The sequence below is a fragment of the Spiroplasma endosymbiont of Amphimallon solstitiale genome (genome assembly GCF_964030965.1).
Lineage (GTDB): Bacteria > Bacillota_I > Bacilli_A > Mycoplasmatales > VBWQ01 > Spiroplasma_E.
In genome coordinates this window covers 1,216,833-1,236,946 of sequence record NZ_OZ034999.1, presented here as the reverse complement: position 1 = coordinate 1,236,946, position 20,114 = coordinate 1,216,833, and the positions used below count along the sequence as shown (strand labels likewise).

Sequence of the window (20,114 nt, the reverse complement as noted above, 5' to 3'; positions counted from 1 at the left end):
GAGAAATTATGACTACCTTAACAATTACTGCCAATGATGCTGATCAAACTTTAATTAATTATTTAAAAAAAGTATTTAAAACACTACCACTGTCAAAAATTTATCGTTTGTTTAGAACAAAAAAAATCAGAGTTAATAATAAAACTACTACTGATTTTAAATATCGCTTACAAGAAAATGATTTAGTAGTCATTTATGAAAGTAATTTAGTTGTTAACTATAAACCAGAAAAAATTACTAAAGAAGCACCAATTGAATTGTTTTATGAAGATGATAATTTTTTAATTGTTAATAAAGATCATAATATTGTTGTCCATCAACCATATGGTTCTTGCTTAGATAACATGGTAAAATATTATTTACAACAAAAATACCCGAAGAAGAAACGTGAGCAAACATTTAATATTAGTCATCAGTATCGTTTAGATAAACTAACTAAGGGTTTAATTATTTATCCAAAAAATAAAATGACACAAAACGCACTTCATAATGCTACCAAAAATGGTAAAATTATTAAAAAATATTTGGCTATTTGTTCTGGCCAATTAACTAAAAATTTAAATATTTCTGGTTATATTACTCATGATGAGTTAACAATGAAAATGAAATTTTCAATTGAACCAAGTGAACAAAGTAAAAGTTGTAGCACCATCTTTACACCAATATTTAATACTAAAGACTTTACTTTAGTTGAGTGTCAATTAATTACTGGTAGAAAACATCAAATTCGTAGTACTTTACAATTTTTAAATTTGCCAATTGTTGGTGACACTAAGTATGGGTCAACAATAGTTACCCCTAATAAAATTGCATTATTTGCTTATTATTTGTCATTTAATGATTTAGAAGAACCATTTACTTATTTGAATGATCAAAATTTTATAATAAAAGATTTAAAAACAGATTTAATTAAACAGATTAAAAAAGAAAAATGATAAAATTAATCTATACTAATATATAGATTAAATTTTTATTTTTTTGCTATTTTTTTTATTTTTAATAGTGATTAATAATATTGAACTTTTAATTTTGGGTTGTTAACATATTTAAGTAAAAAACAAAATTAGTTTTATTTATATAGATTGGGTGAAGTAATGACAACTAAAAAAGGTATTTTTAATACAATTGTTGGTGTTATCATGACAATTGTTATCTCTATTTTACAGTTAACTTTTCTTTATGTTACTGGTTTAGCATACGGTGAAAAAATTAATGGTTTAATTCGTGTTATTATTTCTTTTTTGACTTACCTTAGTTTGACAGAAGGAGGACTTGGTTTAATTACCATTTTTTCTTTATATCGCCCTTTACAAAATGATGATTATGAAACCGTCAACGATATTATTAATACGACAAGAAAAAATTATCATCATTCAGGAAGAATATATTTAATTATTCTTGTCAGTGCTGGTTTTATTTTAGGATTAGCTAGTGTTCATTTACCAGAAATTGGTTTAGATATGGAAATTCCTTTTTGACAAGTAGCACTTATTATTATTTCTTTAGGATCACGTGAATTAATCTTTTTTTATTTTAGTGGTGCTTATCAAAATTTAATTCAAGCTGATCAAAAAGGTTATTTAAATCGTTTAATTTTTATTTTTTCAGAGATTATTATGTATATTTTACTAATGACGTTATTAGTTATTCGAAAGTCTGATGGTAAACCAATAGATATGTATATTCCTTTTTTTGCTTATTTTGTTTGTGGTGTATTAAAAGCATTTGTTACTTTTATCGTTATTAAAATTGAATATCCATGATTACAACATAAAAAATGAACACAACAAAAAAGGATGCTAAAACAATCGTGATGAGTAGCCCTGAATCGTTTACCTGACATGATTATTTCTAACATTGATATTATTTTAATTACTTTATTTTTATCACTGACAACAACATCAATTTACACTATTTATATTATTATTGCCACAACAATGCGCTCCATTGCTTTAATTTTAATTAGTTCTTTTCGCGAAGTTTTTGGATATTGAATTGCCAAAAGTGGACGAATTAGATGAACTGTGTATACTAAATTTGAGTTATATGCTTATATGATTGCTGGTTTTTTATTTATTAATCAATTTATTATTACTCAATATTTAGTGTCTGCTTTAAGTATTACAAATATTAATAATTCTTATGGTAATTTTGATTCTTCAAAAAATCTTTTTATTAATTTATTTTTGTCACAACCATGATTTATTTTACTTTTATCTTTAAAAAATACAATTCAAGTGGCAACCGAACCAGGAAAAGTTATTGTAAATGCTACTGTAAAACACAAAGAAACAATTTGAGGTTCATATATTCAATCAATAATAAATCTTGTTTTAGGTGTTATTTTGGGTTGAATATTATCAAATTTAGGTTGAAAACATCAAAGTTATCAATATTTATCATTAAGTTTATATATGATTCTTTTATCAAGTTGTATTGGTTGAGTTTATCGTTTAATTTCAATCTGAGTTTATGTTTGAAAACATTTGACGTATAATAGTGATTTACGTTTTATTATTCAAAATACTTTAGTGTTAATTATTCCAATTTTAGCAGTAACATTATTTGGATGTCTTTATTTCTTTGATAAATATCCACCAACATATAATTTCACAGATTATAGTTTTGTATTACGAGTTATCGGTTATTCATTATTGTATTCATCAATTTTAATTTTTGGTTTAGCAATGACTATTAATTTTCGTCAGTTTTGATCAATTTTTAATTTTAAGAAATTCTTTACTAATTTATTTTCACGTAAACGTAAGCAAAAAGCATTTATGAATCAAGAAGTACAAGAATTTTTTAAAGATAGTAATAAACCTAAAAATAACTTTACTAATAAAACATTTGATTGAACTGCTACTTATCAAAGTACCAATATAAACGTTGATGACTTTATTGAACAAGAGTTGTTACGAAGAAAAAAAGAAGTAGATATTAAAAGTGAAACAAAAGAATCTGAAAATTCTTCTATTCGCGTTGGTATTTATAAAATTAGAGGTTAGTTTATTTAAGGAGTGAATTACATGTTATTAAATGAAGAGTGATTTGCAGAAAATATTGTTGAAGAAAAATATTTAGAATTATTAAAGCGTAATTATCCTCAACATCAACTTAAAGATTTATTATTATTAAACATTGATTTACGTTTATTGTATTTAAAACATATTTTAATGATTGAAAATTCTTTAAAAAATGCTTTATTACATCAACTTTTTAATGATAATGTTCAAAATTTAGATAATGCTACTTTTCTTAATCCAGAACACCTAACTCAAATGAAAACAGCTTTACGTTTGATTCGTGCTGGTTATAATAAATATAATAGAAATGGTGTTTTAAAATCACGAACAATACGTAGTTTAATAGAAGTTATGTCATTTGAATGAACAATGAAATTATTACAAACTTTAAATGATAAAAGTATCGCTAAGATTGCTCATTATTTTGGTATCAAAGAATTTAATGATAGTAAAATTTTATTAGAACAGTTAGAGTATATTAAAGATATTCGTAATTATTTATCACATAATTTTAAAGTATTAGCAATTCAATTTAAGTATAAAGAACGGTTCGCTTATTATGAACAAACTTTAAATGCTAATAATGATCATCATTATTTGCACTTATTAATTACTCGTTTTTCTAGTAAAAACCAATTACTAGTGCCATTTAATGTTGATTATGAAAATTTATTTAATAGTTATGATGTTAAAATTCATGATTGTGTTAAGGAAGATAATCAAAGTATAATCCATACTTAGTATAGAAAAATTATTAAATTTTAGTAGATTTAATTTAATAAGTATATTATAATGATATCAATTAATTACTAGTGTAAAATAAACCATTGTCATTTAAAAAATGACAATGGTTTATTTTATTTAGAATTAATGAAACTTGAAGAAAGTAGGAAAAAAATGAAATCAGAGTATAATGAAAAAAAAGATTTAAATATTACAGAATTAAAACGACTTGACTTATTAAAAGAGTTATTTCCCGAAGAAATTATTAGTAAAAAAAATCTTTTTCAGATAATGAATCATTTTTATAAAAACTTAGAAGTAAAATATAAAGGTATATCTAATTATTTTGCTCCAACTATTAAAAAAACTGAAAATAGTATATTACTTAATACAATTTTTAATTTACCTGAATTGTAAAATTAAAAAGGACACTTATATAAAAATTAAAGGGAGATTGTCAAAAATCCGGAATAAATTAATTCATATAGTCTTATTATTTTTTAGACAAGAAATAATTTGGATTTTTATGAAATTGTATTTAAATAATATAATTTTTTTCAATTAATTGCAACTAAAATACTTATAATTAAGTTTGTTAAATGTTAAACTTATGAAGTAAAGTTAAGGAGAATTTAAAGATGAAAATTAAAACACTGAAAAAATTACAGTTATTAACTGTATTATTATTTATTTTTACTATTTTAATTATGATTATAGGTTTAACTATTATAGGTTCTTGTGATTATCATTCTCATATTTACAATTTATTAACAAAAAAATATATAAACCTAGAAAAAAATTTTAATTATGTAGAAAAGTATGGATGACCAAAAATTATTCATCAATTTACACTTAAAATATTATTTTTAATTAAAAATTTGTTAAAAGTAACATTATTTAGTGTAAAAATTCTCTAAAAATAACACTTTATCATGTATCATTACTTTTCTACAAAATTAAAGGAAAAAAATGGATTTGGAATATTAAGTAGAACCAGTATAATCCATATTTTAGGTTGTTCTCCCAAATCTGTATGTTCAATAACTAATTGTAATGGAAATTATTACAATTGAATTCAATTACAAATTGGAGTTATTTTTTGTGTAATTTTAGTACCAATTTTAGCAATAATAACTTTATCATTAACTTTTTTCATTATTGGTTTAAAAGTAAAGATAAACAATAATAATTTTTGAGATGCAATACAAAATTGTGAAATAATTAATAATTACTATGTTCATTAAAACTATGTTTCTAAATTTATCTTATTACATTTAAAAATAACCATTTTAATATAAATTAAAATATTATATGTTCTATTACCAAGCATTTCTTTTAAAACATGTCAAATATTTGTTTCTGTAAAACAACCGATATTTCATTTTGCACCTTGATTTTCAATACCTTGTTTATTATTTTTAAAATATTTTTTCTTTAATTTTTTATGATTATCTAATTCTTTATATAAATAATCAATTAATTGTTCATATTGACCATTATTAATTAAATTTTTACAATGATTATATTCTTTTACATACTTTCCTTTATTTCCAGCCATTATACCAAGATATAATGTTCTAATTAAATGGAATTTATCTAAAACAAACTGTGCACCTAAATAATCAGCAACTTCTTTAATTCATCCTGCACTATCACCACAAATAATAATTTTTGCTTGTTCAATATTTTCATAAAATTTTTGACAATGTTCTTTAACAAATTCAGCAGTTTTTTTAACTCCAATTTTTGTTTTTGTTGGTCTAATAATTGCTTTTACTCTTTTATTTTGTACTTTGTGATTAATATTATCTGTATATGTTACTATTAAACGCATAGAGTGTTTTATACCTTTACGTTTAAAATTTCAAAATTTTCGATGACCATCATCAATTGCTACAAAAATAGGTTGATTTTTTTCTAATTTTACTTTTACTGGATTTGTTTCAACTATTTCAAAATTTTTAAAAACTCTATGAACACTACTAACACTAATACCTGCTTTTTTACAAATAGCACAAATATCACGATATCTTTTTCCATCAGCAAAATTTTCAATAATAGTGTCTTCAATATCTTCACCAATTCTTTTATATTTAGGTAATTCTAGTCATTCATCAACTAAACAAACACGAACTCATTTTTGTAATTTTTCATCAAAATATTCATAAATTCTTCTTTTATAAGTTACTAATCCATACATTATTTTTCTTGTTCGATATTGATAATCAACAATTTTATATTTCTTTTTATCTCTTGTATTTTTTATTCTTCAATCTCATTTTTCTCATTTCTTTGTTATATGTTCTAAAACTAATTTATCAATTTTTGCACTTTGTTCTCTAAAATTTCATTTATAATTAAAATTCACATTTACTTCTCCTAACTATTTTAAAAAAATCTAAATTTATTGTAAATATATTTAAAAAATTAATTTACTTAATTATTATATAAATATATAAGTGTTATTTTAAATAAAATAAAAAAAATTTTAAAAAATGCTTTCATATTTAAAATATAATAAACAATTTCAATATAATTAATAGTATAGGTATCATAAAATAAACGCCTTTAATTTAGGCGTTATTTTGCATTTAAAAGCATACTTGTAAAAAAGTCAAAAAATGGTTACAATTAAGCAATAAAATGTTAAAAATTAAGGAGTAAATTATAATGAATAAAGAAAAATCATTAAAAGTTGTAAATAATTTGAAATCTTTAAAAAAGATTTTACAAAATGAATGTTGTTTGTCAAAGTAAAAATTGTAATAACAAATGAAGTAATATTGTATTATTAGAATTAAAATCAACAACATTTAGTCTTTTTCTTTGTAAAAATCATGCAATTAATTTAAAACATGTATTATTACCAAAATGATTAAAAACTTGTCAAAAATTAAAGAAAAAATAAAAAGGAGAAATTTATTATGAAAACATGAATAAAAACAAATTTAAGTAAAATAACATTAGCATTAGCGCTAACTGGTGCAATAAGCGGAGTAACTGGTTTAATAATTGGTTCACTAGCACATAATCAAACTAATGGTTATAAATCATATTTAGGACATGACTATACAGTCTACTGGGGGGGGCTGGAACAACAATATGGTCTCATAAAATCAATAATGGTACAAATATAAATTTATATTTTGATATTAAATCACATTATGATGAAGATATAAAATGAAATGGTAGTTATCCTGATGGATATTTTAATAATTAAAATAAAATTAAGGATTTTAAACTATGATTGATAAAAAATTTATGATTAAAAAATTACAAGAAGAAATAAAAGATAAGAAAGATTTTTTTGATTTTTTAGAAATAAAACTTGAAAAAGAACAAGATAATAAAAACAATAATGAAAATTTAATTATGGATACAATGCGCACATTACTTTGTCTTCAAGTTGAAATTGAAGTTTATAATGACTTAATTAAAAAAATTAAAAAAGGAAAATTTGATAATAAAAATTTACTAAATTAAATATAGATATTAAATTTCAATATTAATATATGAAATATTTTCATTATATTTATCAAATAAATTAATATTAGTTAAATTTATTTCTTGTTTATCAGTTATTAAAATTAAATCATAATTACCAGCACCAAATATACCACTAATTTCAATCCGATTTAAGTTATTAATCGGATTTTCAATTTGCAATTCAAATTCACTATTATTATCAATTTGTGAAATTTCTTTATAAAATTCTAATTTAGAAAATAATTGAGATTGATTTGAACCATACAAATTAAAAGCATTTTCAATTTTACTTTTATCCATAATTGCTCTTGTAAAATACTTACCATATTCACCATTACCAAGTGTTCAATCTGCTGGAATTAAAGAAGGTATATTATTACTTTCTAATTCGTTAGTTATAGATAATCAGTTAAATTGATTATCATCTAGTTTGAATAATTCATTTTGACTAATATCATTATTTTTTAATTTGATGTTATTAATATCTGTAAAATCAAAATAAACGGATTTTAGTATTACTGTTACATCTTTGAATTTTCAAATATCTTTGCCAGTAGGTTTTATTGGGCTTGATTTTAATTCAAAATAATATGGTAATAATATTTTATTATCATCATTTAAACCTTTGTTTATTGATAAAAATGAATAAATATATTTTGATAACATAATAAGGGCGTATCACTTTAACTCCTAGTTTCATAAAATAACAAAGAACGATATAACTATCGTTCTTTTTTTGTTAAAAGATTAAAACTTCATAAAACTGTCGTAGAAGTCTAATAGTGAGTACTTTATGTAAATACTTCTATATCAGAATAAAAGAGCATTTAATGTTAAGCAAGTTAAAATGTTACACTGTATCGCTTAATGTAATTATAGATTAATTTGAATAGCCTTATTATGGCTCAGTAAAGAACCCATTAATCTAATTAACAATTACATTTGTATTATTTAAGAAAATAGGGGGTTTTTTATATATATACATACTCTATCAAATATATATTAACATATTAAAGTTAAAGAAGGAAAAAATATGAAACATAATTTTAAAGAACAAAGATATTTTTGTAGTTATTGTGAAAAATTTAGAATGAAACATTTATTTTATTTTAAAAATATATTTTTACAAGATAAAAATAATAAAGTTATTTGTATTTATTGTTGAAAATTAGGATTACATTTAAAAGAAATTTGATATGAAAAAAAAGAAAGGAAATATTAAAAATGGAAGAAGAAAAAGAAAAAGAAAATGAAAAATTACAAAATAAATTATTAAAAGAACAAATTGAATTAATTGAAGAGCAAAAAGAATTTTATAAAAAATCATGAAAAAGTAGAATTATATTTTTAACAATTGGAATTATTATTATGATTTTAACATTAATAATTATTGCTTCTAAACATTAATTGAAAGGATTAATATTTATGGAATATAGAGAATATAGAATGATTGGTTCTTGTGATAAATGTAGAAAACAATCTTCTTTTGGTAATAGATTATGTAATAAATGTTTTTGATTATTAATAGGTAGAAATAAATATGAGTAAATTAATTTTTAAAAAAGAAACTCATCAATATTTTTTAGAAGATAAAGAATTAATATCAGTTTCTAGAATTATTGATAATTATTTAGGTTTTGGATATAGTCATATAGCACCAGAAGTATTAAAAAATGCTTCAGTTCGTGGTAAATGAGTTCATAAACTTAATGAATTATATTTACAAAATATTAATGAAGAAAATATAATTAATAATTTATTAAAAAAATTAAAACCAGTAACTAATAATATAAATTATTCTTATTGTAAAAAATCACTTATGTTTTTAAAAGAAAAATTTAAAGATAAAAATAATTATGAATTTATTATTGAAAAACCTATTAATGATAATGTAATTGCTGGAACACCCGATTTAGTTTATTTAAATAAAAAAGAAAATAAATATTATTTAGTAGATTATAAAACTTATGCTTGTATTGATGAAGATAAATTAAAAAGAATTAAATTACAATTAACTGCTTATTATTGTATGTTACTTGCTAATGATATAAGTCCATGTAATAAAACTTATGTTTATTTAACTAATAAAAATAATCAAGAAACAATAGAAATTGAAATAACCAGTGAATTATTAATTGAATGATTTAATGCAAAAACAAAATATTTTAAAGGAGAAAATAAAAATGATTAAAAAAGAAACAAATGAAATTAAAGAAAATATTAAATATTTAACTGAATTAATAGAAGAAGTATATGATGAAGAAATAAAAATTGAAATTAGAAATCAAATTAAACATGAATTATTTTTATTAAAAACAAGAATTTTTACAGATTTAGGAGAATTAAAGAATGAATAGAAAAGTAAAAAAAATTGTTTGTGCTACATCAGTAATTACAGATGAACAATGAAATTATGAAGAAGTAAAAAATAACTTATTAAGTATATTATTAAGTTTTAAAAATGAAATTCAATATAAAAATTGAAATAAAATTGTAAAAAAAGAATTTGAAGAAAATGATATAGATTTTATTTTTAAATTTAGATTAGAAAAGAATGATAAAAATGATTAATGAAAAATCAATTAAAGAAAAAATTATTTATTCTTGTAATTCAATTGAATTTGATAAATTACCTAAAAAATTAGATAGTAATGTAAATAATTGAATTGTTATTAATAGTCATTTAATAGTTAATCCTAATAAAAATATTGAAGTACATTTAGATAATAGATTTAAAACAATTAAAAAATGATAGGAGCAACTTATGGATAAAAAAAGTTCTGGTATGGATAAATCAATTTTAATTTTATTAAAACATTTAGGAAAAATTAATAAAAAATTAGATGAAATTTTAGAATTATTAAATAAAAAAGGAGAATCAACTAATGAGTAATAATAAAAATGAATTAAAAATTCCTAATTTTATTAAAAGTAATAAAGAAGAATATGTAAAATTTAGAAATTATTATGAAATGATTATAAATTCTAGTAAAGATTTAAAAAATATGAATACACAAAGTTTAATTAATGCATTAATTAATTTATATAAATTAAATCTTTCAATTAATCCAATTAAAAAAGAATTAGCATTAATTCCTTATGGTGATGAATTACAAGTTCAAATTCAAGAAGATGGTTGATTAACATTATTACAAAGAACTGGATTAGTTGTTGATTTTCAAAGAGAAAAAATAACAACTGCACATAAATTTAATAAAGAAAATAATAAATGAGAAATTAATCCAGCATTAATTTTTGAAAGAAAAACAATTAATACTATTGGTTATTATTGTTATATTTCACTTTTAGATAAAAATGGTAAAATTAATAATTTTTATAAAGGAATGACTGTTGAAGAAATTAATCAACATAAAGATAAATATGGAAAAACTTATAATAAAAAAAGTCAAGAATGAAAATTAAATCATATATGAACTTCTGCATTTGACCAAATGGCTTTAAAAACAGTAGTTAAAGCATTAATTCGTGAAATTAATAAAACACCAATTATAGTATTAAATAATCAAGATGATATTAATTTGGCACTTCAATTAGACCAAGGTGTAGTAATTGATGAAGAAACTATTGCATATAAGGATAATACTGGTGATGAAGTTAAAATTATTAATTCAAATAATAATATTGATAATACTGATATAAATTCTACTTTATCTAAATTAAAAGAATTAGAAAAAGAAGAAGAAATTATAGAAAATTTTGAAGTTTAGTGAAAGGTAAATTCATTATGAATAAAGAAAAATTAAATAATTATTTAATAAATGAGATTAATAAATATTATAAATTACCAATAGAAGAAGCATTAAAAAATTATAATTTATCAGCACAACATACTTTAAAAATAATTTATGAAAAAATTAAAAATGGTGAATTTGATAATGACTAAACAAGATATTTTAGAAATAATAGATAAATTAAAAGAATTAAAAAATTTAGTTGGAATAACTATCAATATAAATATTGATGATATTAATATTGAAAATAATTAATATTTAGGCATTTGACATATATCCTTTCTAACTCCTATTCCCTATTTTTTATTCTTGCTTAAAATATGTCAATGTAAGTCCTAAATTTTATATCTATACAGAACGAAACTATAGAATTATTAAAAATTTGGATAACATTATAATTCTATAGTCCACCGTTTATTACGGTGCTGATGAGTTCATAAAAGGATGTGAAATAATGAGAAATATTAGAACTGAATGATTTTATAATGACAAAAGTCCAAAAGAAATAAAATGTCCAACAGTAAGTTTATTAAAAAATAAAGAAGATGCTTTATGTTATTTATTAGCATTAAATTTATATCCAAAATTATATCCACAAGATATTTTTTATTCATGAATATTAGAAAATAATCAAACTGGATATTTAATTATAGTTGGTAATAATAGAGATACTATTGGAAATATGCAATTTAAATTTATAAAAGAAAGTTAATCATGAATAATATGGAGTTATTAATATATTTAACAGAAGATTATAAAGAATGTAATTTTTATAACAATTATTTAATTTATAAACTTATGAACATTATTATAAAAGGAGAATAGAAAATGCCAAATACAGAAACTACAAATTCAAATTATACTTTATTAAAATTAATAAGAACGGGAATATCACCATTATCAGCAATGATAGGTATAAGTTCATATTATGGACATTTATTAAATTATCCAATATTAGGAAGTATTAATGCTTTATTTTTTAGTAAAAAATTAGGAATTGATATTTGAAATATTAATCAACATCCAACACCTAAAAATAAATTAATTAATATATTTAAAAAAATAACAATTGGTTTAAGTACAACTTTTATAACAAATTATATTAAATGAAACGAAAATAATATTAATCCTATTATTCCAACAACACCAATTCCTACAACTACTGTTGACCCATTTCCACCAGATTTATTATTTAATATTAATACTAATAATGATAATAATTTCATGGATTGAGATACTTATATTTCATTAAATGCTTTTGCTTTTGCAAATCTTATTAGTGCTTTTACTGAATTAATACCGAATAGATTTGAAAATATAAGAAAGATATGTAATATGGCAACTGGTGGTTGTTTAATTTCAAGTGGTGTTGCAATGGGGATAAATAATGATTTTAATAATGCTTATGCAGTTCCGACAATAGTTGCTGGAGCAAGTGAAATTATTCATAATTTATTACCAATGGAAACTACAAATCATATTCAAGAAATGCAAGAAACAGCATTTAATAATGAAACAAGAAGATTAATAAATGATAATAGATTTACCATTAATAGTGAAACAAGTAGTCAATATGGCGCTAATATGAGTGATGTACTTTTAGATAATGCTTCATTAAATTGAGATTATAATCATATGAGTTTATAAATAAGTAAAAATGCCTTTAATAGGCATTTTTTATTAATAAATACTTTTTACTTCTGTTTGTTTATTAATAGAATTTAATTTACTTTGTAATTTATTAATTTTATTTTGTTTTTTAAGTGCTTTTTTATTAGGGTCTTTTAATGATTTTCCAAAAGAAATTAAAGCACTTCCTAATTTTACTAATACATAACCACCACTAATACAAGCATTAGCAATAATTATAATTAAACTTGTATCCATTATATTAATCACCACCTTTCTAAAATATTTGATTAATTTTAAATACAATTTTTACAATAACAAAAATAATTAAACCAGCAACAGCAGAAGATAATATAACTCCAATTAAACCTAAAATAATCTTTATAATTTTAAAAATCATAATTTTATTCCTACAATTCTTCTAATTTTCATATATTACCTTTTAAATTACCTTTTCCACTATAAATAGTAATTAATTTTGCATGTTGAACTGATAAAATTACTATATTAACACTATCATTAAAGGTTTGTATTGGTACACCAGCAATTTTGTTATCCGTTATAATAAATTCTTGAATAGTATAAACTGGATTATATATACTTCAAGAATAATAAACTCTATAATGTTTATTAACTATAAAATCATAAGTAATTTGTCAATTATCTCATTTATTTTTTTCTCTTGTTCCTACATCTTTTCATTGTTGATTATTTGGACTTGGTGTTGGATTATTTGGTAATTCAATATCTCAACAATTTTCTTCAACTTCATTTGTTTCTAAACTTTTTGAATTAATTTTTATTTTTGGTGTAACATCAACTTTAATTGTATTTTGTAATTCTTCTAATGAAAGAATAGCACCATAATTAATATCTCCACCTTTTAAATATAAACTACAATTAAAACTACTTTCTCTAACAGTTAAAGTTAATATTACATCTTCATCTTTAATTTTAAATTTTGCAAGTAAATAATCTCCACCTAAATAATTACCAGTTTTAAATTCTACTTTATGCTTTATATTTGCTTGATTTACTGGTAATTCATCTAATGTTATAATTACTCTATATACAGTATTAAAATTAATTTCAAACGTATCTCATTCACGATTATTTTTACTTTTACTTATTACTTTTCATATTTCTTTATCTTGTTTAGTATTTACTTTATCATCAACATATTTTTTTGTAGTTGCATCTTTATCTTGTTCTGGTTCACCTATATTAACAATTCTTTTATTATTAGCAGTAATTAATCTTTTTTCTTTAGGTTGAATAATATTTGAACTATTTGGGTCTATTTCTCATAATGATTCACCATTAGCACTAATAGTATTAGTTTTTTCATCAATCTTAATATTTTCACCAGCAATTAATTTATCTTGCTTTTGTTCTATTAAATTATCAACATATTCTTTATTTGTACCATCAGTTTCAAAAGTAGGTGTACCAACATCAATTATTCTTTTACTATTAGCAATAATACCTTTATTATCTTTTAATTTAACAAAATTAAGATTATCTTTATCAACTTCTCATAATGAATCAATATTACTATCAACATTTAATTTTAATTTAGGTATAGTATCACTAACATCTTGAATAGTAATACCAGTACCAGCAATAATTCCTTCTTTTCGTAAAAATGTTTTATTACCAGAATCTCAAGTAATTACTCTTGTATCACTTTCATCAAAAATACTAGGAGTATTAAAATTATCTTTTAATTTTGTAGAAAAGTAGTGGTAAAATAAAAAAAGTCATCAACTTGACTTAAAATTTGATTTTATTAAATTTTGGGATTTATTTTTTTTACAAACTGAAATATAACACATTGGATTTTTGATAAGGGGTTAATCCGTAGTGTTGATATTTTCATTTCCATAAATTGAGGTAATTTTGAATATTGGTAAATCCAATGCCATGGTAATGAGTAATAAATTCTTTTAAACTTGATTGTATTTTACTGACATTACTTAATTTTTTATAATTTAATTCTTTATTTTCTTTTGATTTAAACTGCTGGATAGTGGATTTAGTTTGTTTAGCTACTGTATCATATAATACTTGCATATCACAAACTATAATTGAATTTTCTTCGATAAGTTTCGATGTTAAGTTTTCTTGTACTCATTTTTTATTTAATCTTTTAGTATTTGTTGTTTGAGCATAGATATTTCGGTTTTCATCAATTGCCATTTGAATACAACAATTTAAATCTTTAGCATTTTCTTCAATTCATTGTTTTTTTGGATCATTTGGATCTTTAAAGTTTCCTTTATGAATTTCTTTGATAAAAGTTTCGTCAATTTCAATTCTAGCTTTTAATTTTACAAATTGATTTTGTGTTTTTACTAATTGTGTTGATTTCATAAATTTTTGACGATTAAATCAGGCAGTTTTATTTGTAGTATTAATAAATTGAGAAATAATGTAAGCAGATTGACCTAAAGTAGCTATTTGTATCAATAAATCTCATTGATCATGAGATAAATGACTTCAATAAAAATAATGATTTTTAAAAGCATGAAAAGTAATATTACAACTTTTACATTTATATCTTTGCTTATAATCTTTACTACCATATTTAGTACACAAAAAAGAACTACAATCTGGACATTGAATCCCTTTCTCTTTGAATTTTTGTTCGACTGCTTCAAATTTTTCTTTTTTCTCAATTTGTTTAATTCTAGTTTTATTTTCTCTAAAAATCTCAATAAAATCTTTATCAGACAAATTATTTAAAATTTCTTTTACTGTATTTTTATTCATTTAAAATCACCTCTTTAATATTAAAAATACCATATAAAAATATATTTTTGCTAATTTTACTAATACCACTACTTTTCTACATAATTAAAAAAATTATCTGTATTACATGAAATAGGATTATTAATTGCTTTTCTTGGTGTATGTAAATTTGCTTGTTGTAATAAATTATATACTTCCATTAATACATAATCTGGTTCACTTGGGGGACTAATACTACTTGATAAACCATTACCACTAATAGATACACTACTTCTTATAAATGCCATTCCATCAGTTAAATAATATATAGTCATTCTTGCTGTTGCTCTTTTAACTAATTGTTGTTGAGTTTCATTAAGATTTTTAAATCCTATTACTTCAATTTGATTACCAGTAATAGTATTTATACGCTCACTTGCAATAGCAATTGCCATAATAGTAAAATCAGTTTTAGTATTATCAGTAGTAGTTTGGTCAGCATCTGGTATAAAACCATATATAGTTTTTAAATCATCTTTTGTAATATAATTTAAATTTACATTTCAATCAATATTATTTTTGTTTTCCATAATTTTTAAACCTTTCATATCCATGTACTGCTTGTGATTTATTAACTACACCAATAACTGATTTATATTTCTTTTGTTGAATTACTTTTTTACCTATATTTTTAGAATTTCTACGTGCTAAGTATTCTTTATCTTCTTTATCTAATCCGCCATGATAATACTGTCTTATAAGTACTGAATTAGCACCGGTACCGTAAGCACCAGTTGCTTTACACATATCAATTCACATTTCTTTTGATATCATAAAGTAATCATATGATTTACTTAAATTAGTTCTATATGTTAATGTAGCAATACCATAAGTACTAGACTGTTGTTGTATTACTGGAGTTCATATACCACCTGCTAATGCACTACTAGAAAGATTTACATAAACTCCAATCATACTGTCATAATCTTCTTGTGTTAAAGAATTCATTATTATTTCTTTACCTTTATCCATTAATGACTTACCATTTAAATATTGTTTTTGAATATGTTGTGGCAATGTTTAGTAATCTGTGTAACTTACAAAAATAACTATGTTTAATTAATTCTAGTAAATATAATTAAATGACTAGAAAGAGTGAGTTACAAATGGCTAAAAAACAAAATATTAATAATAATGATCCAATATCAAAAGCAGTAGATTTATTATTAGAAAATACTGAAGATTTAACAACAGTTTTTAAAGAAGGGGGTTTATATAAAGAATTAACAAAACGTTTAGTTGAAAAAATGTTGAATTCTGAAATGCAAAATTATTTAGGATATGAAAAAAATCAACATAGTAATACTGAAAATGCTCGTAATGGTACAAGTTCAAAAAAATTAATAACTCAACAAGGTAAAATTGAGATTGATGTACCAAGAGATCGCAATAGTGATTTTACTCCTGTAATAGTTGCAAAAAGACAGCGAAGATTTGATGGTTTTGATCAACAAGTGCTTTCACTATATGCAAAAGGTATGACTCTATCTGACATTAGAATGCAGTTACAAGAGTTATATCATGGTGCTGATATTAGTGAAAGTGTTATTAGTCAAATTACTGATGATGTTATTGATGATGTCAAAACATGACAAAATCGACCATTAGAAAGCGTTTATCCGATTGTTTATTTTGATTGTATAGTAGTTAAAGTTCGACAAGATAAACGGATTATTAATAAATCAGTTTATATAGCATTAGGAGTTGATTTAGAAGGTAAAAAAGATGTTTTAGGCTTATGAATTAGTGAAAATGAAGGTGCTAAATTTTGATTAGCTAATTTCACAGAAATGAAAAATCGAGGCTTAAATGATATTTTGATTGCTTGTAGTGATAATTTAACAGGCATGTCAGAAGCAATACAAGCAGTTTATCCTAAAACAGAACATCAATTATGCATTGTTCATCAAATTCGAAATAGTTTAAAATATGTTTCATACAAACATCGAAAAACTCTAGTTACAGATTTAAAACCAATTTATAGTGCATGTAGTGAAGAACAAGCAATGCAAGCTTTAGAATCATTTGAAAGTAAATGAAATAAACAATATCCCCAAATTGCTAAATCTTGATATAAAAATTGAGAAAATTTGATGATTTTTATTAGTTATCCTGCAGAAATCAAAAGAGTAATTTATACAACAAATGCTATTGAATCTGTTAATAGTCAATTACGAAAAGTTATTAGAAACAAAAAAGCTTTTCCTAATGATATGTCAGTTTTTAAAATATTTTATTTAGCAATTGAAAATATAACAAAAAAATGAACATTGCCTATTCAAAATTGAAATACAGCAATTGTTCATTTTATGATAAAATTTGAAGACAGAATTAATCTGAACTAGTACTTTGTAAAACAAAGATACACAGATTACTAAAAAGCCTCTATGTTGTAATTTAGCAATATTATTATTAGTAATATGTGTCATGATTTTTTTATGAATTACTGGTAAATTAGTAAGTGTTTGAAGATTTTTATTAAAACTATTTAATTCATCTTGTAACTTTCCTTTTCCTAAAGTTTTAGAAAAAATTCTAGTTTTTAATATTCCTGCTGGATTTTTTAAAAAACTATTAAATAATGAATTACTTTTTTTAAATTTTTCTATTAATTCAGCAGTTTGTATATCAGTAACAGCAGTCTCTAATATCATTCTTAACAATAATATAATAGGCATTTAAATTACTTCTTTGTAAAAGTTACTTGTAAAGAACCATCATATAAAGTTTTACCTTCAACATTAGCACTTGTTGCTGTTAAATCTGAAAAATTAGCATTACCTTTAACATAATTAGGATTTTTAGCAATAACTGCTTTTTCTACTTCATCTGCTGTTGGAGTATCACCAGCCATAGTTATTTTTCCTAAATTAGTAAATTCAATTGCTGTAGCAATATCAATACTTGAAGTAACTGTAAATCCTTTAACTAAATCGGGTCTTAATGCTTTACCTTCTGAAACTAAAAACTTATGAAAATTCTTAACATTCCCATTAGTTTGTAAAACAAAAATATTATCTTGACCACGATTAAAAGGAAATGCTAATGCTTCTTTATGAACTAATACAGCATCACATCCTAAAAAATTAAATCCTTCTTTTTTATCAATAACTCCAGCAGGATAATTTCTACCTAATCAAGGACATTCTACAATTTTAATACCACCAATTTCTACGATTTTACCATCTTTTAATGCTTGTGAAGCACTATCACTACCTAATGTAGTTGTTGATAATAATACTAATGGTTTAAAGAAACTAGATACTCATAATGTATAATCTTCTTCATCTGTACCAATATATTCATCACTAATTCTTGCTTTTAATGTTGCTAATGTATTTGATATTTTTAATCACAAAAGCATACGATAATCATCAATTTTTGGTGTACTTGGTAATGCAATTTTAATAATGTCGTTATCTTTTGCTGTTTTAACTGCTAATGATAATAATTTTGCTACTAAATATGTTTCAACTGATTTTGCTTTAGCATCAATTCAACTTGATGCTAAACTATCTGATACAAGAACATTACCATCTTCATATTTTGCACCTAATCTTTTTAAATCTAATGTTTCTTCTTCAAAAGTAATTTGTTTCTTTTTATCTAGTAAAATTTGTTCAACTCTTGTTGCTGTTAAATCATTAGCACCAGCACCAGCATTATAATCATCTGTAAGATTTCTTTTTGTAATATTATAAATAGCAGTACCAGCATCTAATTGTTCTCTATTTTCTATTGTAGCATTAATTAATGCAACTCTTTTTGATAATAAAACTTTTAAATTTTTAATATATTTTACTGATAAATCTGCTTTACCACTAGGTGTACTAGGGTCATTAATTGTTGTTGATTGTGTTGTAATAATTGCCATTTTTATTCTCCTTTAATTTGTTTTCAATCATTTATTAGTTGTTTTTGAAAATTAATTAGTTTTTCTAAATCAATATTACTTGCTTTATATTCAATAATAAGTTTTTCAATATTATAGTCTTCTGGTAATACTATTTTAGTACTTCTAGTAATTTTAAAAATATCAGGATAATCTCTTTTAATATTTTCATATTTTTTATTAAATTCTTTTAATGTCATATTAACCATCTACCATTCCTATTTTTCTAGTATCTACTTCATCTTCTTTATTTTCTTTAAATTTATCTTTTATATCTAAAGAATTACTAATATTTGTATCTTTATTTTTATTAAATAAATGTGGAAAATCTTTATTTAAATTTGATAATTCTTCATCAATATCTTCTTTATCACCAAGATATCTTTTTAATAAATTAATATTTTCTTGTGATAAATCATATTTTTTATAACTTTCTGAATGTCTAATTTCTCTATCTTTATCAGTTTTTTCTTTATATAAAGCATTATATTTTTCTTCTAATTCTTTATATTTATCTTCTAAAGTTGGTTCTTTAGATTCTTCAGTTTCTGGTTCTTTTGTATCTTCAGATTCAGATTCTTTTTCAGTATTTTCTTCTGATTTTACTTCTTCTTCCTTAGTTTCTTCTTGTTCATTTTTTTCTTTTTCTTCCATATTATTACCTTCTTTCATTTCATTTTCATTTAACATAATTACCACCACCTTTCTAATTTTTAAGTTAATCTTGGTGAAATTTGTATATTATTAAAGTTAATTTCACCTTGGTAATTAACACTTGCACCAGTAAAGGCTATTAAGGAACCAATAAAATTAAAT

The 20,114-nt window shown here is 22.1% G+C and carries 34 protein-coding genes; 23 read left to right on the top strand and 11 right to left on the bottom strand.

Going from position 1 to position 20,114, the window contains the following annotated elements:
- The first annotated feature begins 8 nt into the window (after positions 1-8).
- The 6 genes from AAHH39_RS07700 to AAHH39_RS07675 all read left to right on the top strand — a co-directional run bounded on the left by AAHH39_RS07700 (position 9) and on the right by AAHH39_RS07675 (position 4,993).
- Positions 9-938: an RluA family pseudouridine synthase gene (locus AAHH39_RS07700; RefSeq protein WP_342217636.1), complete on the top strand. Its 930-nt coding sequence runs from the start codon at positions 9-11 to the stop codon at positions 936-938.
- Between the two features lie 156 nt (positions 939-1,094).
- Positions 1,095-3,008, top strand: coding sequence for a hypothetical protein (locus AAHH39_RS07695; RefSeq protein ID WP_342217635.1), 1,914 nt, complete (start codon positions 1,095-1,097; stop codon positions 3,006-3,008).
- 21 nt (positions 3,009-3,029) lie between these two features.
- Positions 3,030-3,767 (top strand): Abi family protein, encoded by a 738-nt coding sequence (locus AAHH39_RS07690; RefSeq protein ID WP_342217634.1) that lies wholly within the window; start codon positions 3,030-3,032, stop codon positions 3,765-3,767.
- A 129-nt stretch (positions 3,768-3,896) separates the two neighbouring features.
- On the top strand, positions 3,897-4,166 hold the full coding sequence (locus AAHH39_RS07685; protein ID WP_342217633.1) for a hypothetical protein: 270 nt from the start codon (positions 3,897-3,899) through the stop codon (positions 4,164-4,166).
- A gap of 221 nt (positions 4,167-4,387) precedes the next feature.
- Positions 4,388-4,666, top strand: a complete 279-nt coding sequence (locus AAHH39_RS07680) for a hypothetical protein (RefSeq protein WP_342217632.1) — start codon at positions 4,388-4,390, stop codon at positions 4,664-4,666.
- A gap of 15 nt (positions 4,667-4,681) precedes the next feature.
- Complete coding sequence (locus tag AAHH39_RS07675) at positions 4,682-4,993, top strand: hypothetical protein (RefSeq protein WP_342217631.1); 312 nt, start codon at positions 4,682-4,684, stop codon at positions 4,991-4,993.
- Between the two features lie 2 nt (positions 4,994-4,995).
- Here the strand turns inward: AAHH39_RS07675 and AAHH39_RS07670 are convergent, their stop codons facing one another.
- Positions 4,996-6,117: an Mbov_0401 family ICE element transposase-like protein gene (locus tag AAHH39_RS07670; protein WP_342217630.1), complete on the bottom strand. Its 1,122-nt coding sequence runs from the start codon at positions 6,115-6,117 to the stop codon at positions 4,996-4,998.
- 366 nt (positions 6,118-6,483) lie between these two features.
- Between AAHH39_RS07670 and AAHH39_RS07665 the strand changes: the two genes are divergently transcribed.
- The 3 genes from AAHH39_RS07665 (at position 6,484) to AAHH39_RS07655 (ending at position 7,232) form a co-directional block, all read left to right on the top strand.
- Positions 6,484-6,657 (top strand): hypothetical protein, encoded by a 174-nt coding sequence (locus tag AAHH39_RS07665; protein WP_342217629.1) that lies wholly within the window; start codon positions 6,484-6,486, stop codon positions 6,655-6,657.
- A 16-nt stretch (positions 6,658-6,673) separates the two neighbouring features.
- Positions 6,674-6,886: a hypothetical protein gene (locus tag AAHH39_RS07660; RefSeq protein ID WP_342217628.1), complete on the top strand. Its 213-nt coding sequence runs from the start codon at positions 6,674-6,676 to the stop codon at positions 6,884-6,886.
- A gap of 106 nt (positions 6,887-6,992) precedes the next feature.
- Positions 6,993-7,232, top strand: coding sequence for a hypothetical protein (locus AAHH39_RS07655; RefSeq protein ID WP_342217627.1), 240 nt, complete (start codon positions 6,993-6,995; stop codon positions 7,230-7,232).
- Between the two features lie 9 nt (positions 7,233-7,241).
- Here the strand turns inward: AAHH39_RS07655 and AAHH39_RS07650 are convergent, their stop codons facing one another.
- Complete coding sequence (locus AAHH39_RS07650; RefSeq protein WP_342217626.1) at positions 7,242-7,901, bottom strand: hypothetical protein; 660 nt, start codon at positions 7,899-7,901, stop codon at positions 7,242-7,244.
- Between the two features lie 367 nt (positions 7,902-8,268).
- Here AAHH39_RS07650 and AAHH39_RS07645 point away from each other — a divergent pair, with 367 nt between their 5' ends.
- The 12 genes from AAHH39_RS07645 to AAHH39_RS07590 all read left to right on the top strand — a co-directional run bounded on the left by AAHH39_RS07645 (position 8,269) and on the right by AAHH39_RS07590 (position 12,634).
- Positions 8,269-8,457 (top strand): hypothetical protein, encoded by a 189-nt coding sequence (locus AAHH39_RS07645; RefSeq protein ID WP_342217625.1) that lies wholly within the window; start codon positions 8,269-8,271, stop codon positions 8,455-8,457.
- A 2-nt stretch (positions 8,458-8,459) separates the two neighbouring features.
- A complete protein-coding gene (locus AAHH39_RS07640) occupies positions 8,460-8,642 on the top strand; it encodes a hypothetical protein (RefSeq protein WP_342217624.1) in 183 nt (60 codons plus the stop codon).
- Between the two features lie 18 nt (positions 8,643-8,660).
- Positions 8,661-8,783 carry a hypothetical protein gene (locus AAHH39_RS07635; protein WP_342217623.1) on the top strand — a complete coding sequence of 41 codons (123 nt, stop codon included), beginning with the start codon at positions 8,661-8,663 and terminating at the stop codon, positions 8,781-8,783.
- A complete protein-coding gene (locus AAHH39_RS07630) occupies positions 8,776-9,426 on the top strand; it encodes a PD-(D/E)XK nuclease family protein (protein ID WP_342217622.1) in 651 nt (216 codons plus the stop codon). Before AAHH39_RS07635 ends, AAHH39_RS07630 begins: the two co-directional genes overlap by 8 nt.
- Positions 9,419-9,592 carry a hypothetical protein gene (locus AAHH39_RS07625; protein WP_342217621.1) on the top strand — a complete coding sequence of 58 codons (174 nt, stop codon included), beginning with the start codon at positions 9,419-9,421 and terminating at the stop codon, positions 9,590-9,592. The genes AAHH39_RS07630 and AAHH39_RS07625 overlap by 8 nt, the downstream gene beginning before the upstream one ends.
- Entirely contained in the window at positions 9,585-9,806 is a 222-nt protein-coding gene (locus AAHH39_RS07620) for a hypothetical protein (RefSeq protein WP_342217620.1), read from the top strand. The genes AAHH39_RS07625 and AAHH39_RS07620 overlap by 8 nt, the downstream gene beginning before the upstream one ends.
- Positions 9,799-9,990 carry a hypothetical protein gene (locus AAHH39_RS07615; protein WP_342217619.1) on the top strand — a complete coding sequence of 64 codons (192 nt, stop codon included), beginning with the start codon at positions 9,799-9,801 and terminating at the stop codon, positions 9,988-9,990. Before AAHH39_RS07620 ends, AAHH39_RS07615 begins: the two co-directional genes overlap by 8 nt.
- Before the next feature lie 9 nt (positions 9,991-9,999).
- A complete protein-coding gene (locus tag AAHH39_RS07610; RefSeq protein WP_342217618.1) occupies positions 10,000-10,128 on the top strand; it encodes a hypothetical protein in 129 nt (42 codons plus the stop codon).
- On the top strand, positions 10,121-10,963 hold the full coding sequence (locus AAHH39_RS07605; RefSeq protein WP_342217617.1) for a RecT family recombinase: 843 nt from the start codon (positions 10,121-10,123) through the stop codon (positions 10,961-10,963). The genes AAHH39_RS07610 and AAHH39_RS07605 overlap by 8 nt, the downstream gene beginning before the upstream one ends.
- A gap of 17 nt (positions 10,964-10,980) precedes the next feature.
- Positions 10,981-11,139 (top strand): hypothetical protein, encoded by a 159-nt coding sequence (locus AAHH39_RS07600; RefSeq protein ID WP_342217554.1) that lies wholly within the window; start codon positions 10,981-10,983, stop codon positions 11,137-11,139.
- A 302-nt stretch (positions 11,140-11,441) separates the two neighbouring features.
- Complete coding sequence (locus AAHH39_RS07595) at positions 11,442-11,699, top strand: hypothetical protein (protein WP_342217616.1); 258 nt, start codon at positions 11,442-11,444, stop codon at positions 11,697-11,699.
- Between the two features lie 116 nt (positions 11,700-11,815).
- Positions 11,816-12,634 carry a hypothetical protein gene (locus AAHH39_RS07590; protein WP_342217615.1) on the top strand — a complete coding sequence of 273 codons (819 nt, stop codon included), beginning with the start codon at positions 11,816-11,818 and terminating at the stop codon, positions 12,632-12,634.
- A 33-nt stretch (positions 12,635-12,667) separates the two neighbouring features.
- Here AAHH39_RS07590 and AAHH39_RS07585 read toward each other — a convergent pair whose 3' ends face one another.
- From AAHH39_RS07585 to AAHH39_RS07560, 6 genes are all read right to left on the bottom strand, one after another.
- Positions 12,668-12,874: a hypothetical protein gene (locus AAHH39_RS07585; protein ID WP_342217614.1), complete on the bottom strand. Its 207-nt coding sequence runs from the start codon at positions 12,872-12,874 to the stop codon at positions 12,668-12,670.
- Positions 12,875-12,893: 19 nt separating this feature from the next.
- Positions 12,894-13,016: a hypothetical protein gene (locus tag AAHH39_RS07580; protein WP_342217572.1), complete on the bottom strand. Its 123-nt coding sequence runs from the start codon at positions 13,014-13,016 to the stop codon at positions 12,894-12,896.
- A gap of 10 nt (positions 13,017-13,026) precedes the next feature.
- Complete coding sequence (locus AAHH39_RS07575; protein ID WP_342217613.1) at positions 13,027-14,451, bottom strand: hypothetical protein; 1,425 nt, start codon at positions 14,449-14,451, stop codon at positions 13,027-13,029.
- Positions 14,429-15,388, bottom strand: coding sequence for a transposase-like zinc-binding domain-containing protein (locus tag AAHH39_RS07570; protein WP_342217612.1), 960 nt, complete (start codon positions 15,386-15,388; stop codon positions 14,429-14,431). The genes AAHH39_RS07575 and AAHH39_RS07570 overlap by 23 nt, the downstream gene beginning before the upstream one ends.
- 68 nt (positions 15,389-15,456) lie before the next feature.
- Positions 15,457-15,954 (bottom strand): hypothetical protein, encoded by a 498-nt coding sequence (locus AAHH39_RS07565; protein WP_342217611.1) that lies wholly within the window; start codon positions 15,952-15,954, stop codon positions 15,457-15,459.
- Complete coding sequence (locus AAHH39_RS07560) at positions 15,920-16,423, bottom strand: hypothetical protein (RefSeq protein ID WP_342217610.1); 504 nt, start codon at positions 16,421-16,423, stop codon at positions 15,920-15,922. The genes AAHH39_RS07565 and AAHH39_RS07560 overlap by 35 nt, the downstream gene beginning before the upstream one ends.
- An 89-nt stretch (positions 16,424-16,512) precedes the next feature.
- Here AAHH39_RS07560 and AAHH39_RS07555 point away from each other — a divergent pair, with 89 nt between their 5' ends.
- Positions 16,513-17,751, top strand: coding sequence for an IS256 family transposase (locus AAHH39_RS07555; RefSeq protein WP_342219315.1), 1,239 nt, complete (start codon positions 16,513-16,515; stop codon positions 17,749-17,751).
- 82 nt (positions 17,752-17,833) lie between these two features.
- A complete protein-coding gene (locus tag AAHH39_RS07550; protein WP_342217609.1) occupies positions 17,834-18,088 on the top strand; it encodes a hypothetical protein in 255 nt (84 codons plus the stop codon).
- Position 18,089: 1 nt separating this feature from the next.
- On the opposite strand, the gene AAHH39_RS07545 is transcribed toward AAHH39_RS07550, so the two are convergent.
- From AAHH39_RS07545 to AAHH39_RS07535, 3 genes are read right to left on the bottom strand one after another with little or no spacing between them, the layout of a single operon-like run.
- Positions 18,090-19,280: a hypothetical protein gene (locus AAHH39_RS07545; protein WP_342217575.1), complete on the bottom strand. Its 1,191-nt coding sequence runs from the start codon at positions 19,278-19,280 to the stop codon at positions 18,090-18,092.
- A gap of 2 nt (positions 19,281-19,282) precedes the next feature.
- On the bottom strand, positions 19,283-19,498 hold the full coding sequence (locus AAHH39_RS07540) for a hypothetical protein (RefSeq protein ID WP_342217576.1): 216 nt from the start codon (positions 19,496-19,498) through the stop codon (positions 19,283-19,285).
- Position 19,499: 1 nt separating this feature from the next.
- The gene (locus AAHH39_RS07535; RefSeq protein ID WP_342217608.1) at positions 19,500-19,988 is read right to left on the bottom strand and encodes a hypothetical protein; all 489 of its coding nucleotides are present in this window, start codon (positions 19,986-19,988) and stop codon (positions 19,500-19,502) included.
- Positions 19,989-20,114: the final 126 nt, after the last annotated feature.